Origin of the sequence: Streptomyces sp. NPDC007264 (assembly GCF_042869095.1) — a bacterium.
Classification (GTDB): Bacteria; Actinomycetota; Actinomycetes; order Streptomycetales; family Streptomycetaceae; genus Streptomyces.
Genome location: NZ_JBIAFD010000021.1, coordinates 13790 through 28299, shown reverse-complemented (window position 1 = coordinate 28299; position 14510 = coordinate 13790). Strand labels below are relative to the sequence as shown.

Below are 14510 nucleotides of genomic sequence, written 5' to 3'. Positions count from 1 at the left end.
GGCCCGGGACCACCGGTACCGGCCGGCCCGGCGCTCAGCCCGCCATCGCACGCACCCCGGCCGTCACCGCCACGGCCGCGGCGACGACCAGCAGGAAGGGAGCGCGCAGGAGCAGCGCGACGGTGGCCGCAGCGAGTCCCGCGGCCCGGGCGTCCAGCACCAGGGCGCGGCCGTCGGCGAAGGTCTGCTGGGCCGTGAGGGCGGCCAGGAGCGCCACCGGCAGCAGCGCCGCGAGCCGCTGGACGCGCGGCCGCTCCAGGACCCGGGCGGGCACCAGCAGACCGATGAGCTTCACGGCGTAGCAGCCGGCCGCGGTGACGCCGATCGCGATCCAGATGTCCACCTGTCCTCCCCCGGTGTTCAACGCTCCTCCTGGGTGCCGCCCGCGGCCGTGCCCGTGCCGTGGCCCCGGCCGTCCGGTCCCCTCCGCCGGCCCTCCGCCCAGAGCACGGCCGGGGCCGCCAGCGCCGCCACCAGGACGGGCACTCCGGCCGGCAGGACCGGCAGCAGGCCGAGCCCCAGCGCCACGGCGGCGCCCGCCGCGGCGCGCTCCGTGGCGGTCTTCAGCATCGGCGCGAGCAGCGCCAGGAACACCGCGGGGCCCGCGGCGTCCAGACCCCAGGCGTCGGTGTCGCCGACGGCCCCCAGGAGCGTGGTCAGGTTCCACAGCACGTAGAGCGAGAACCCGGTGACGGTGAAACCGATGCGGACGCTCCGCCGCGTGGGCTGGGCGAGCGCGACGGCGGCGGTCTCGTCGATGACCCACTGCGCGGCCAGGGGCCGCACCGCGCGGGGGAGGGCCAGCATCTGTGACAGCCGCAGTCCGTAGAACGTGTTCCGCACGCCCAGGAAGAAGGCGCCCGCGGCCGCGGTGAACGGATTGCCTCCGGCCGCGAGGGCACCCACCAGGGCGAACTGTGAGGCCCCGGTGAACACCAGGAGGCTGAGCGCGCAGGTCTGCAGGAGGGTGAGCCCGCTGCCGGCCGAGGTCACCCCGAAGGCGACGCCGGACAGCCCCACGGCGACCCCGACTCCGAGGGCGTCCCGGACGACGGCGGCGTCCGGCCTTCCGCCGTCGTCCCTGCGTATGTCCGCGAGTGCGGTCTGTTCTGCCACGCCCCGGACGGTACGGGCGGCCGCGCCTGCGGGTCTTGTACGTTCTTGCGCCGCAGAGCACGGGGACCGTCGCCCAGGCGCTCGCGCCGGTACGCCCCGGGCGGCACGCCCACGATGCGGGTGAAGTGGCGGTTGAGGTGCGGCTGGTCGGTGAAACCGACCGCGACGGCCGCCTCGGCGGGTGCGGTGCCGGCGTCCAGGAGGCGCCGGGCGCGCCGGACGCGGGCGTCGGTCAGCCAGGTGTGCGGGGGCATGCCGTAGGTCTCGCGGAAGGCACGCAGCAGCGCGAAGGGGCTGGTGCCGAGCTCCGCGGCGAGCCGTTCCAGTGTCGGAGGGTCGGCCATGCGCCCCTCGAGCACGGCACGCGCGCGTGCGGCCGTGCGGGCACCGGCCGTACGCACGGCCCGCTGCGGCATCGGCGCGCCGTTGAGCCGCAGCAGCCGGGTCACGGCGACCCGCAGCACGGTGTCGGCGGCCAGCGCGTTGCCCTCGTCCGCGGCCCGGAGCACCTCGTGGACCAGGCCCACGGCGTACGGGTCCTCGAACACGGGCGCGGCGAAGCCGGGGGTGCCGCGGATGGCCGTGGTCTCGGCGGCGATCTCGGCCACCAGCTCCGGGGAGGGGTAGACGGCTCCGTAGCGCCAGCCCTCGGGTCCGCCGGCCCGGCCCGTGTGCGGGGTGTCGGGGTTGACCAGCGCCAGGGCGCCGGGGCCCGCGTACCGGTCGGCACCGCCGTGGTGGAAGACCTCGACGCCGTCGGCGATGGCCGCGATCACGAAGTTCTCGTGGGTGTGCCGCACGAAGGTCTTGCGGATGTACCGGGCGCGCAGCAGATCGACGCCGGGCAGTTCCTCGTACCGCCAGTGCCGTGCCCGCTCCCCGGAACCCACCATGGCCCCATTCTGACCGACGTCCGGGCCGGCCCGAGCGCGCCCGCCGTACCGGCGCCGGGCGTCCGCCCTGGTCGGGGGCATTGTCAGTGGACGGGTGCAGGATGGACGCATGGTCAGCTCCGCACATCCGGCCCTCGACGGCTTCTCGCCCGCGACCCGCGGCTGGTTCACGGGGGCGTTCTCCGCGCCCACCGCGGCCCAGGCCGGGGCGTGGCGCGCCATCGCCGAGGGCTCGGACGTGCTCGTGGTCGCCCCGACCGGCTCGGGCAAGACACTGGCCGCGTTCCTCGCCGCGCTCGACCAGCTGGCGTCCACCCCGCCACCGACCGACCCCAGGAAGCGCTGCCGGGTGCTGTACGTGTCCCCGCTGAAGGCCCTCGCGGTCGACGTGGAGCGGAACCTGCGCAGTCCGCTCACCGGCATCCGCCACGAGTCGGTCCGGCTCGGCCTGCCCGAGCCGGAGGTGAAGGTGGGCATCCGCTCCGGCGACACCCCGCCCGCCGAGCGCCGCGCCCTGGCGACACGCCCGCCGGACATCCTCATCACCACCCCGGAATCGCTGTTCCTGATGCTGACGTCGGCCACACGCGACGCGCTGACGGGCGTGGAGACGGTGATCCTCGACGAGGTGCACGCGGTGGCGGGCACCAAGCGTGGCGCGCATCTGGCGCTCTCCCTGGAGCGCTTGGACGAGCTGCTGCCGAAGCCCGCGCGCCGTATCGGCCTGTCCGCCACCGTGCGCCCGGTGGACGAGGTCGCCCGCTTCCTCTCCCCGCGCCGCAAGGCGGAGATCGTCCAGCCCGCGTCCGGCAAGGAGTTCGACCTCTCCGTCGTCGTCCCCGTGGAGGACCTCGGCGAACTGGGCGGCTCCCCGGTCGCCGACGGCACCGAGGGCACGGAGCGCCCGTCCATCTGGCCGCACGTCGAGGAGCGGATCGCCGACCTGGTGCAGGCCCACCGTTCCACGATCGTGTTCGCCAACTCGCGCCGTCTCGCGGAGCGGCTGTGCAATCGGCTCAACGAGATCGCGTACGAGCGGGCGACCGGCGAGACGCTGGAGGAACACCACGCTCCCGCGGAGCTGATGGGCGGCTCGGGCGCGGCCCGGGGGGCGCCCCAGGTGCTCGCCCGGGCCCACCACGGTTCGGTGTCCAAGGAGCAGCGCGCCCTGGTGGAGGAGGACCTCAAGGCGGGCCGGCTGCCCGCCGTGGTCGCCACCTCCAGCCTCGAGCTGGGCATCGACATGGGCGCGGTGGACCTCGTCGTCCAGGTCGAGTCGCCGCCGTCCGTGGCCTCCGGGCTGCAGCGCGTGGGCCGTGCGGGACACCAGGTCGGCGCGGTCTCCACGGGCGTCGTCTTCCCCAAGTACCGGGGCGACCTCGTGCAGGCCGCCGTGGTCACCGAGCGGATGCGCACGGGCGCCATCGAGTCGCTGAAGGTCCCGGCCAATCCGCTGGACGTGCTGGCCCAGCAGCTCGTCGCCATGACGGCGCTCGACAGCTGGCAGTTCGACGACCTCCTCGCCACGGTCCGGCGGGCGGCGCCCTTCGCCTCGCTTCCGGAGTCGGCGTTCACGGCGGTGCTGGACATGCTCGCCGGCCGCTACCCCTCCGACGCCTTCGCGGAGCTGCGCCCGCGCGTGGTGTGGGACCGGGTCGCGGGCACGATCACCGGCCGCCCCGGCGCCCAGCGCCTCGCCGTCACCTCCGGGGGCACGATCCCCGACCGCGGGCTCTTCGGAGTCTTCCTCGCCGGGGCCGACCCCAAGAAGGGCGGCGGTCGGGTCGGCGAGCTGGACGAGGAGATGGTCTACGAGTCCCGGGTGGGGGACGTGTTCACGCTCGGCACGAGCTCCTGGCGGATCGAGGACATCACGCGGGACCGCGTCCTGGTCTCCCCCGCGCCCGGTGTGCCCGGCCGGCTGCCCTTCTGGAAGGGGGACCAGCTGGGCCGCCCGCTGGAGCTGGGGCGCGCGGTGGGCGCGTTCCTGCGCGAGATGGGATCGCTGGCGCGGCAGGACGCGCGGCTGAGACTGCTGGCGGCGGGGCTGGACGCCTGGGCCGCGGACAATGTCCTGTCGTACCTGGACGAACAGCGCGAGGCGTGCGGCCACGTCCCGGACGACCGCACCATCGTGGTCGAGCGCTTCCGCGACGAGCTGGGCGACTGGCGGGTCGTGGTGCACTCCCCGTTCGGTGCCCAGGTGCACGCCCCGTGGGCGCTCGCGCTGGGCGCGCGGCTCGCGGAGCGGTACGGCATGGACGCCCAGGTCATGCACGCCGACGACGGCATCGTGCTGCGCCTGCCCGACGCCGATCTGATGGGCCTGGACCTGCTCGACCAGGAGCCGGCGGCGGGCGCCTGCGCGGGCGCGGCGGCAGGCGCCGAGCAGGCGCCCGTCGGCGCGGCGGACGTCGTCTTCGACAAGGGCGAGGTCGACCAGATCGTCACCGACCAGGTCGGCGGCTCGGCACTGTTCGCGTCCCGGTTCCGCGAGTGCGCGGCGCGCGCGCTGCTGCTGCCGCGCCGCAACCCCGGCAAGCGCACCCCGTTGTGGCAGCAGCGTCAGCGCGCGGCGCAGCTGCTGCAGGTGGCGAGCGAGTTCGGCTCGTTCCCGATCGTCCTGGAGGCCGTCCGGGAATGCCTTCAGGACGTGTTCGACGTCCCGGGGCTCGCCGAGCTGATGGGCGACGTCGAGTCCCGGAAGGTGCGGCTCGTCGAGGTCACCACCCCGGAGCCCTCCCCGTTCGCCCGCTCGCTCCTGTTCGGTTACGTCGCGCAGTTCCTCTACGAGGGGGACTCACCGCTCGCCGAGCGGCGCGCCGCCGCGCTGTCCCTGGACTCCCGGCTGCTGGCCGAGCTGCTGGGCCAGGCCGAGCTGCGCGAGCTGCTCGACGCCGAGGTCCTGACCGAGCTGGAGCGGGAGCTGCAGTGGCTCGCCGAGGACCGGCGCGTCAAGGACGTGGAGGGGGTCGCGGACGTGCTGCGCCTGCTGGGCCCGCTCACCGACGCCGAGCTGGCGGAGCGGGGGGCCGAGCCGCACTGGGCGCGGGAGCTGGCCGCCGCGCGCCGTGCGATCACCGTCCGTGTCGCCGGTGCCGATCACTGGGCCGCGGTCGAGGATGCGGGCCGGCTGCGCGACGCGCTCGGCACGGCGCTGCCGGTGGGCGTCCCGGAGGCCTTCACCGAGCCGGTCAAGGACCCGCTGGGCGACCTCCTCGCGCGGTACGCACGCACGCACGGCCCGTTCACGTCGGTGACCGCGGCCGCGCGGTTCGGGCTCGGCGTGGCCGTCACCGAGGGCGCCCTGCAACGGCTTGCGGCGTCCGGCCGGATCGTCCAGGGGGAGTTCCATCCGGCGGGCATCGGTCAGGAGTGGTGCGACGCGGCGGTGCTGCGCAGACTGCGCCGCCGGTCGCTGGCAGCGCTGCGGCACGAGCTGGAGCCGGTCCCGCCGGCCGCGCTGGCGCAGTTCCTGCCCCAGTGGCAGCACGTCGGCAACGGTCACGGGCTCAGGGGCGTCGACGGCCTGGTGCGCGCCGTCGAACAGCTGCAGGGCGCGTCCGTGCCCGCGTCCGCGCTGGAGAAGCTCGTCCTGCCCGCCCGCGTCTCGAACTACACGCCCGCGATGCTGGACGAGCTCACGGCCGCCGGCGAGGTGGTGTGGGCGGGCGCGGGCGCGCTGCCCGGCAAGGACGGCTGGGTCTCCCTCTACCTGGCGGACGCGGCCCCCCTGCTCCTGTCCGCGCCGCACCCCCTGGAGCCCACGGCACTGCACCAGTCGGTCCTGGACGCCCTCTCGGGCGGGTACGGCCTGTTCTTCCGCCAGATCGCCGACCAGGTCCGCGCCACGACTCACCCGGACGTCACCGACCTCCAGCTGGCCGACGCGGTCTGGGACCTCGCCTGGTCGGGGCGGCTGACGAACGACACGCTCGCACCGATGCGGTCCCTGCTCGGCTCGGGCCGTACCGCGGGCTCGACGGCACACCGCGCCAAGCGCGCCGTCCCGCGCGGGCGGTACGGATCCCTGACGGCCGCCGCCCGCCCCCAGTCCCGTACGGGGCCGCCCACAGTGGCGGGCCGCTGGTCGCTGCTGCCCGTCCGCGAGAGCGATCCCACGGTGCGCGCCCACGCCGTGGCCCGGACGCTGCTGGACCGGCACGGGGTGGTGACCCGGGGCGCGGTGGCCACGGAGGGCGTGGAGGGCGGTTTCTCGGCCACGTACCGCATCCTCTCCGTCTTCGAGGAGAGCGGTCAGGCCCGGCGCGGCTATGTGGTCGAGGGGCTGGGCGCGGCACAGTTCGCGATGGACGGCGCGGTGGACCGGTTGCGCGCCGTGGCGAACGCACGGGAGCGGGGCGGGCCACCGCCCGGGCCCGGTGCGGGGCCCGGTGCGGGGCCCGGTGCGGGGCCCGGCGCCGGGAGCACCGCTGCGAGCGCCTTCGCCGGCGACCAGGGGCACCCGTTCGGGCCGACCGGGACCCCGGGCACCGGGTACGACGCGTTCGACGGCCCGGAAGACGAGGACGACCCGTTCGGCGCCGGTGCGGCCGATGCCTTCGACACGGGCCGGGCCCTGCCGGACGCGCTGTCCGCCGCCGGTTTCGGAGGCCCGCGGTCCGGTTCTGGTCTCTCCGTCCGGGGACCCGGCCCGGGACCCTCCCACCGAGGGGGCCCGCCACCGCATCGGACCCGCTCCGGCGGCCCCTCACGGGCCGTGGTCCTGGCGGCCGCCGACCCGGCGAACGCATACGGCTCGGCGCTCCCGTGGCCCGAGCCCCCCACGGGCGCCGGGCACAAGCCCGGGCGGAAGGCGGGCTCCCTGGTGGTCCTGGTCGACGGCGAGCTGACGCTCTACATGGAGCGCGGCGGCAAGACACTCCTGGCCTGGCCGTCCGACCCGCAGGCCGCACCGGTGGAGGACGACCGCCTGCGCGCGGCCGCCGACGCCCTGGGTGCGGCCGCCCGGGCGGGTTCCCTCGGCACGATCACGGTGGAGCGCGTCAACGGCGCCCCGGCCCTGTCGTCCCCGTTCGGCATCCTCCTGGAGGGAGCGGGCTTCATCGCGACCCCGCGGGGCCTGCGCATCCGCGCCTGAGCTCTCTCGCCCCGGCACCCGGGCGTGTCACCCTTGACGCATGCCTGAAGGCGACACCGTCCACCAAGCCGCGAAGCGTCTGCACCGGGCGCTCGCGGGCGAGGTGCTGACTTGCTCCGATCTCCGGGTGCCGGCCTACGCCACGGCCGACCTCACCGGTCGCACCGTGCTGGACGTGACGCCGCGCGGCAAGCACCTCCTCACCCGTGTCGAGGGCGGGCTCACACTGCACTCGCACCTCAAGATGGACGGCGCGTGGAAGATCTACGCCCAGGGTCAGCGCTGGAGCGGTGGTCCGGGCCACCAGATCCGGGCGATCCTCGGCACCGACGACCGCACGGCCGTCGGCTACCGCCTGCCCGTCCTGGAACTGCTCCGCACCGCCGACGAGCACCGCGCCGTGGGCCACCTCGGCCCCGACCTGCTGGGTCCCGACTGGAACCCGGGCACCGCGCTGGAGAACCTCTTGCGCGACCCGGCCCGGCCCCTCGGCCAGGCCCTCCTCGACCAGCGGAACCTGGCGGGCATCGGCAATGTCTACAAGAGCGAGCTGTGCTTCCTGCTGCGGGTGACCCCGTGGCTGCCCGTCGGCGCCCTGCCCGACGGGCACGCCGCCCGGCTCCCCGCTCTCGCCAAACGGCTCCTGGAGGCGAACCGCGACCGCCCGGACCGCAACACCACGGGACGGCGCGAGCAGAACCTCTTCGTGTACGGCCGCGCGCCGCGCCCCTGTCTGCGCTGCGGCACCCCGGTCCGGGCCGCCGACCAGGGTGACGGCGCCCGCGAGCGCCCCACCTACTGGTGTCCGTTCTGCCAGCAGGGCCCGGCTCCGGCACCGGGCAGGGCGGACCTCCGGGGCGTCCGCCGCCGCACGACTGATTGACGACCCGTCAGAAACACTCGTACCGTCGCTGTCATGCCCGTCACGGCGTACGACCTCACCGGACGCACCGCATTCGTCACCGGCGCCGCCGGCGGCATAGGCCGCGCCTCGGCCGTGCTGTTCGCGGAGGCGGGCGCGATCGTGCACTGCGCGGACATCGACGCCCAGGGGCTGCACGCGACGGCGACCCTGATCGAGGACCGGGGCGGAACGGCGCACACCCACCACCTCGACGTGACCGATCGGGCGCAGGTCGGGCAGGCGGTCGAGACCTGCGGGCGCCTCGACGTGATGGCGGCCGTGGCCGGAATCATGCACAGCAGCCCCGTCCTGGAGACCCGGGACGAGGACCTGGACCGGGTGCTGGCCGTCAACTTCAAGGGGGTGCTCCACGCCTGCCAGGAGGCGGCCCGCCGCATGATCGAGGACGGAACGCGCGGCAGCATCGTGACGATGGCGTCCGGCGCCGTCGACACCGGCGGCCCGGGCCTGCTCTGCTACGGCGCGGCCAAGGCGGCCGTGGTGCAGCTGACCAAGACCCTGGCGACCGAGATGGGGCCGCACGGCATCCGGGTCAACGCGGTGGCACCCGGCTGGACCCGGACGCCGATGACCGACCACCACGGTCCCCGGCAGGCGCAGACGGAGGCGTTCATGGCCCGGCTGTCACCGCTGGGCCGGGTCGGTGAACCGGAGGACGTCGCCCATGCCGTGCTGCACCTGGCGTCCGACGCCGCGTCCTTCACCACCGGTCAGATCCTCCGCCCGAACGGCGGCGTTTCGATGCCCTGGTGACCTTCCCGGCGCAGCACGGTCACGACGAGGTCCCGGGGCCGGCCACGAGGTGGTGCGGCGCCGACACCCGGCGCCGCCCGCGGAGCCGTTCGCGGCCGGGGCGGCCTCCCGCCCCCAGGGGTCCCCTGAACACCCCTGGACGCCGTGTACGCCGGCCCCGCCCGCTTCTCCCCCTTCGGCCCCGCCCTCACCCCGGGTGCGCTCCCCTTTCGCGCCCCCTCGCGGCTCGCCACCGATGCCAGGACCGCCCCCACCGGTCCGACCCGGCCGCCCCCACGGCCCGGGTCTTCGGCACACAGTGCACCGGCAACAGGCTCAGTCCCCACCCCCCGGTCGCGACCGCACCCTCCAGCACCCCCGCATCGGGTGCCAGCACGAGCCGGAGCACCCCCCACCACCACAGCGCCCCCAGCGCCAGCGCCATCCCCCAGCGCGCCGCGCGCCCCGCCATGGCCGTCACCTCCAACCCGAGGAACCAGACCCTAGACCGCACCGTCACCAGCGGGGAGGGCGCACCAGCGGCACACAGGCGCACCGGCACCAGCGCATGCTCACGGCATCCGCCGCACACGGCGCACCCCGCGCACACCCTCTCGGGCCCCCGGCCGCGCCCGGTCACCGGCGCACCGGGGCCCCTCATGGCGCCCTGCACTCAGCCGTTCTCCGCCTGGAACATCCAGTGGTGCTTCTCCAGGTCCGCGGTGATGCCGAGGAGGATGTCCTGGCTCACCGGATCCGCCTCGGCGGTCGCCGCCACCCGCTCCCGCATGCGTGCGATCACCGAGCCCAGCGCCGACACCAGCGTGCCCACCGCGTCCGTGTCCTTGACCCATCCCTGGGGCACGGAGCCTATGCCGCTGCCCTGGGCGACCGTCGCGGCGCGCGCGTCCGGCGGGACGCCCAGCGCCGAGGCCCGTTCCGCCACCGTGTCGGAGTGCCCGCGCGCGGTCTCGACGACCTCGTCGAGCTGGAGGTGGATGGAGCGGAAGCGGGGCCCGATGACGTTCCAGTGCACCTGCTTCGCCACGAGCGCGAGGTCCACCAGGTCCAGCAGGGCGCCCTGCAACGCCTCGGAGACCGTCTTGAGGTCCGTGTCGGCCAAGGGGCTCTTCACGACGTACATCGGCTCCTCCGCAATCGCTCGTACGACCCCGAGCCCCCGCCCTACCACCATGACGGCCCCGGATGGGCGCGGCAAACGGGCGACGGCCCCCTCAGGCAGTCGCGCAGGCACCCTGCCGCCCGCACTACGCACGCAGGCGCGGGCGTCCCGCCGACCGCGCTGATCACGCATGGCCGCGTGCGCCCGGACCCCGGACGCACGAGAGCCCCGGCCGCGCGCCGCTCCGGCATTCCAGGAGCGGCCCCGGCCGGGGCTCTCGCACACGTCAGGCGGCTACCACGTCCACTGCCTCGGCGGGCGCCTTGATCGTGACCCGCTCCGGTGGGACACCGGTGACGGACACGGAATTGAGCATGGGGCGACGCACCGGTGCGGGCACCGGCTCGGTGGCTGCCGCAGACCGTGCCAGCTCGGCGAGCGCGAGCTCGTCGCTCACTTCCCGCATGAGCTCGGACATCCGTACGTCCAGCGCGTCGCAGATCGCGGAGAGCAGCTCGGAGGACGCCTCCTTCTGCCCCCGCTCCACCTCGGAGAGATAGCCGAGCGAAACCCGGGCGGTCGAGGAGACTTCGCGCAGAGTACGGCCCTGGCGCTGGCGCTGCCGACGCAGCACGTCACCCAGCAGGCGACGGAGCAGAATCATCGGTGGCTCCCTCCTCGGACCGCGAAACCGCATCCTTCACGCCCCACCGTACCGCCTTGCGCCGCGGCCGTGCGGGGAGCGCTGTCGTGTTCACTAAGGGCTGCAAACATCAAGTCCCCCCGTTCTGTTCCGTATCCTGTGCCCGCTCATTCCCGGTCTGTTCGCCCGTAAGCTCCCTCAGGAGCAGTTCGAGTACGCTCCGTACACTCTCCATACGGATTTCCGCGCGGTCGCCGTTCAACCGCAGGGAGGCCACTTTTCCGCCAGTGTGTTCGCCGGAACCTTCTTCGAACGGCCCGTCGACGGCCACGAAGACGGTGCCGACCGGCTGGCCGTCCTGCGGCTCGGGCCCGGCGACGCCGGTCGTCGCGAGCCCCCAGTCCGCGCCGAGCGCCGTGCGCACGCCGGCCGCCATCTGGGCCGCGACCTGCGGATCCACCGCGCCGCGTGCGGCCAGCAGGGCACCGTCGACGCCGAGGACGTCCCGCTTCAGCTCGGTGGCGTACGCGGTGACGGAGCCGCGGAAGACCTTGGAGGCGCCGGGCACCGCCGTGATCTCCGCGGCCACCAGGCCACCGGTCAGCGACTCGGCGACGGCGAGCGTCTCCCCCCTCACCGTCAGTAGTCGCAGCACGTCGGCGGCCACGGAATTCACCCTTCCGCCTCCTCCGCAGCGGCTCGGCGCTCGATGATTCCACGCCTGCGCAGCACAATGGCCTGTCTCACATAGTCGAGCCCGCTGACAACCGTCAGGACGAGTGCCACACCCATCACCCAGAAGCGCAGCGTCGCAAGCCACCCCGTCAGCGCCAGGACGTACATGCCGACGGCCACGCCCTGCGTCAGCGTCTTCAGCTTGCCGCCGCGGCTGGCCGGGATCACGCCGTAACGGATCACCAGGAAGCGCAGCAGGGTGATGCCGAGCTCCCGGCCCAGGATCACCACCGTCACCCACCAGGGCAGGTCACCGAGCGAGGACAGGCAGATCAGCGCCGCGCCCATGATCGCCTTGTCGGCGATGGGGTCGGCGATCTTCCCGAAGTCGGTGACGAGGTCGTAGGTGCGCGCCAGATGGCCGTCGAACAGGTCGGTGATCATGGCGATGGCGAAGGCGGCCCAGGCGAGCGAGCGCCACGCCGGGTCGTATCCGCCGTCCGCCAGCATCAGCGCGACGAAGCCCGGCACCAGGAGCAGGCGCAGCATCGTCAGGAGGTTGGCCACGTTCCAGACGCTGGCCTGGTTGACCGCGGCGGCCGTCAGCTTGCCGCCCCGCGACGCCCGTGCGCCCTCGTCGGCCCACGCTGTGTCCGCGGCGCCGGAGCCACCCTCGGCGGCCGAACCCTGGGCGGCGGCGCCCGCCGCGGACGCCGCTCCCCGAGCGCCGGAGGAGCCGCCCGCCGCGGATGCCGGGATTCCGGTCATCTGCCCGCCTCCTCAGCGCACCCGAGCGAACCCGTGAGGGGTTCGGCGACCAGGTCGACACCCTCCGTACCGACCACCTTCGCTTCGACCACGCGGCCGACGGCGAGCCCTTCCGTCAGGGTGAACAGCACCTGGCCGTCCGTCTCGGGCGCCTGGTGGGCGGCGCGGCCGCAGGCGCCCTCCTCGTCGTCCAGGGACTCCACGAGCACGTGCACGGTCTCCCCGACACGCTCCTCGGCGCGCTGCGACACCAGCTGCTCGGCGAGCCGTGAGACGCGGGCCAGCCGCTCGGCGACGATGTCCTCGTCGAGCTTGCCGTCGTACGTCGCCGCCTCCGTGCCCTCCTCGTCGGAGTAGCCGAAGACGCCGATCGCGTCCAGCCGGGCACTGTTCAGGAAGCGCTCCAGTTCGGCCAGGTCGGCCTCGGTCTCGCCCGGGAAGCCCACGATGAAGTTGGAGCGCACGCCGGCCTGCGGGGCCCTGCCCCGGATGGTGCCCAGCAGCTCCAGGAAGCGGTCGGTGTCGCCGAAGCGCCGCATCGCACGCAGCACGCCGGGGGCGGAGTGCTGGAAGGACAGGTCGAAGTAGGGCGCGACCTTCGGAGTGGAGGTCAGCACGTCGATGAGCCCGGGGCGCATCTCGGCGGGCTGCAGATAGCTGACGCGGACACGCTCGATGCCGTCCACCTCGCAGAGGTCGGGCAGCAGCGACTCCAGGAGGCGGATGTCGCCCAGGTCCTTGCCGTACGAGGTGTTGTTCTCGGAGACCAGCATGATCTCCTTGACGCCCTGCTCGGCCAGCCACCGTGTCTCGTTCAGCACGTCGCTCGGGCGGCGCGAGACGAAGGAGCCGCGGAAAGACGGGATGGCGCAGAAGGAGCACCGCCGGTCGCAGCCGGAGGCCAGCTTCACCGAGGCGACGGGTGAGCCGTCGAGCCGGCGGCGCAGGGGCGCACGGGGGCCGGACCGCGGAGCCACGCCTTCCGGGAGGTCGGAGGGCGTGCCGTGCCCCGGGAGGGCCACGCCGGAGACGGACTGCCGCTCCACCGGGCTGATCGGCAGCAGCTTGCGCCGGTCGCGCGGGGTGTGGGAGGCGTGGACACCGCCGGACAGGATGGTACGGAGGCGGTCGGAGATGTCCGCGTAGTCGTCGAAGCCGAGGACGCCGTCCGCCTCCGGGAGGGCCTCGGCGAGTTCCTTGCCGTACCGCTCGGCCATGCAGCCCACCGCCACGACGGCCTGGGTTCTGCCGTGATCCTTGAGATCGTTGGCCTCGAGCAGGGCGTCGACCGAGTCCTTCTTCGCGGCCTCGACGAAGCCGCACGTGTTCACGACGGCGACGTCCGCTTCCGCGGCGTCCTCCACGAGCTGCCAGCCGTCCGCCTCCAAACGGCCTGCGAGCTCCTCCGAGTCCACCTCGTTACGGGCGCAGCCAAGGGTGACGAGTGCGACGGTACGGCGTTCAGGCATGGGCTCAAGACTACTTCGTCCCGCTGACGGCCCACGTCGACGGGGTTGGCCGATCTTGGCCAACCCCGTGTGTCCCTGCCCCTCGAGTACCGCTTGGGCACCTCCGGGTGCCGCGGGCGTCCGTCAGCCGGCGACGGGGTCGCCCTTCGTGTAGGTCAGGCGCTCGACCTGGCCGGGCTGGAAGTCGTCCTGGATCTTCTTGCCGTTGACGTACAGCTCGATGGCACCCGCGTCGCCGAGGACGAGGTCGATCTTCTCCTTGTCCTGGAAGGTCTGCGAGTCGCCCTGCTCGAGCAGCCCGTCGAAGAGGGTGCGGCCGTTGTGGTCCTTGGCGGAGATCCAGCTGCGGCCGTCGGTGGCGCTCACCTGGACGGTGACCTTGTCCCGGGGCGCGGCCGCGATGGCGCTGTCGGACGGTTCGGGCTTGGGGGCGGCGGGCTTGCTGCCCTTGGGCTTGGGTGAGGCGGAGGCGCCGGCGGTCGGCGTGGAGCCCTTGGCGACCTCGGTCTTCGTGCCGCCCCCGCCGTCGCTCCCCCCGTCGACGAGGGTGAACCCGACGAACCCGATCACCACGACGATCGCCGCGACCATGGCCGCGGTCCAGTTCGGCCCGCGCCGCTCGGGGCGGATACGTTCCGCCTCGAAGATCGGGGTCGCCGGGGTGGGGGCGAGCCCTCCGCCGTGCTCGGCGGCGTACTGCTCCAGCAGCGGGGCCGGATCGAGGTGCACCGCGCGCGCGAGCGTGCGCAGGTGACCGCGGGCGTAGACGTCGCCGCCGCAGGGGGCGAAGTCGTCGCGTTCGATCGCGTGCACGATGGCGATACGGACCCGGGTGGCGTTGCTGACGTCGTCGACGGTCAGCCCGGCCGCGATGCGCGCCTGCTGGAGGGCGCGGCCGACGGTGGGCCGATCCGACGCACCGGCGCCATCATGGTTTTCTTCGAACGGACGTGCGTCCTCAGGGGAGTTGCCGTCAGGGGAGTTGCCGATGGACACGGGGGGCGCCTTTCGAGCGTGTAGCCACCTGTGCTGGACGTTCAGTCTAGGGGTGGTACGAAAGGGTGG

Annotated in this window: 12 protein-coding genes; 3 read left to right on the top strand and 9 right to left on the bottom strand. The window is 74.1% G+C overall.

Annotation, left to right across the window (positions count from 1 at the left end; genetic code table 11):
- Nucleotides 1-34 precede the first annotated feature (34 nt).
- From ACFYMU_RS28730 to ACFYMU_RS28720, 3 genes are read right to left on the bottom strand one after another with little or no spacing between them, the layout of a single operon-like run.
- Nucleotides 35-343 (bottom strand): AzlD domain-containing protein, encoded by a 309-nt coding sequence (locus ACFYMU_RS28730; RefSeq protein ID WP_388379098.1) that lies wholly within the window; start codon nt 341-343, stop codon nt 35-37.
- Nucleotides 344-360: 17 nt separating this feature from the next.
- Nucleotides 361-1089 (bottom strand): AzlC family ABC transporter permease, encoded by a 729-nt coding sequence (locus tag ACFYMU_RS28725; protein ID WP_388379322.1) that lies wholly within the window; start codon nt 1087-1089, stop codon nt 361-363.
- A complete protein-coding gene (locus ACFYMU_RS28720) occupies nt 990-2009 on the bottom strand; it encodes an AraC family transcriptional regulator (protein WP_388379095.1) in 1020 nt (339 codons plus the stop codon). The genes ACFYMU_RS28725 and ACFYMU_RS28720 overlap by 100 nt, the downstream gene beginning before the upstream one ends.
- Before the next feature lie 109 nt (nt 2010-2118).
- On the opposite strand from ACFYMU_RS28720, the gene ACFYMU_RS28715 reads away from it, so the two are divergent.
- From ACFYMU_RS28715 to ACFYMU_RS28705, 3 genes are read left to right on the top strand one after another with little or no spacing between them, the layout of a single operon-like run.
- Nucleotides 2119-7110, top strand: coding sequence for an ATP-dependent helicase (locus tag ACFYMU_RS28715; protein WP_388379092.1), 4992 nt, complete (start codon nt 2119-2121; stop codon nt 7108-7110).
- A gap of 40 nt (nt 7111-7150) precedes the next feature.
- Entirely contained in the window at nt 7151-7993 is an 843-nt protein-coding gene (locus tag ACFYMU_RS28710) for an Fpg/Nei family DNA glycosylase (protein WP_388379089.1), read from the top strand.
- Between the two features lie 33 nt (nt 7994-8026).
- Complete coding sequence (locus tag ACFYMU_RS28705; protein WP_388379086.1) at nt 8027-8788, top strand: SDR family NAD(P)-dependent oxidoreductase; 762 nt, start codon at nt 8027-8029, stop codon at nt 8786-8788.
- 652 nt (nt 8789-9440) lie between these two features.
- Here ACFYMU_RS28705 and ACFYMU_RS28700 read toward each other — a convergent pair.
- The 6 genes from ACFYMU_RS28700 to ACFYMU_RS28675 all read right to left on the bottom strand — a co-directional run bounded on the left by ACFYMU_RS28700 (nt 9441) and on the right by ACFYMU_RS28675 (nt 14441).
- Nucleotides 9441-9911, bottom strand: coding sequence for a Dps family protein (locus tag ACFYMU_RS28700; RefSeq protein ID WP_388379084.1), 471 nt, complete (start codon nt 9909-9911; stop codon nt 9441-9443).
- A gap of 265 nt (nt 9912-10176) precedes the next feature.
- Nucleotides 10177-10554 (bottom strand): helix-turn-helix domain-containing protein, encoded by a 378-nt coding sequence (locus tag ACFYMU_RS28695; protein ID WP_388379081.1) that lies wholly within the window; start codon nt 10552-10554, stop codon nt 10177-10179.
- A gap of 109 nt (nt 10555-10663) precedes the next feature.
- Nucleotides 10664-11209: a CinA family protein gene (locus tag ACFYMU_RS28690; RefSeq protein WP_388379078.1), complete on the bottom strand. Its 546-nt coding sequence runs from the start codon at nt 11207-11209 to the stop codon at nt 10664-10666.
- The gene (gene pgsA, locus ACFYMU_RS28685; protein WP_388379075.1) at nt 11206-11976 is read right to left on the bottom strand and encodes a CDP-diacylglycerol--glycerol-3-phosphate 3-phosphatidyltransferase; all 771 of its coding nucleotides are present in this window, start codon (nt 11974-11976) and stop codon (nt 11206-11208) included. The genes ACFYMU_RS28690 and pgsA overlap by 4 nt, the downstream gene beginning before the upstream one ends.
- A complete protein-coding gene (gene rimO, locus ACFYMU_RS28680; protein WP_388379072.1) occupies nt 11973-13445 on the bottom strand; it encodes a 30S ribosomal protein S12 methylthiotransferase RimO in 1473 nt (490 codons plus the stop codon). The genes pgsA and rimO overlap by 4 nt, the downstream gene beginning before the upstream one ends.
- 123 nt (nt 13446-13568) lie before the next feature.
- Nucleotides 13569-14441: a helix-turn-helix domain-containing protein gene (locus ACFYMU_RS28675; protein WP_388379068.1), complete on the bottom strand. Its 873-nt coding sequence runs from the start codon at nt 14439-14441 to the stop codon at nt 13569-13571.
- Nucleotides 14442-14510 lie beyond the last annotated feature (69 nt).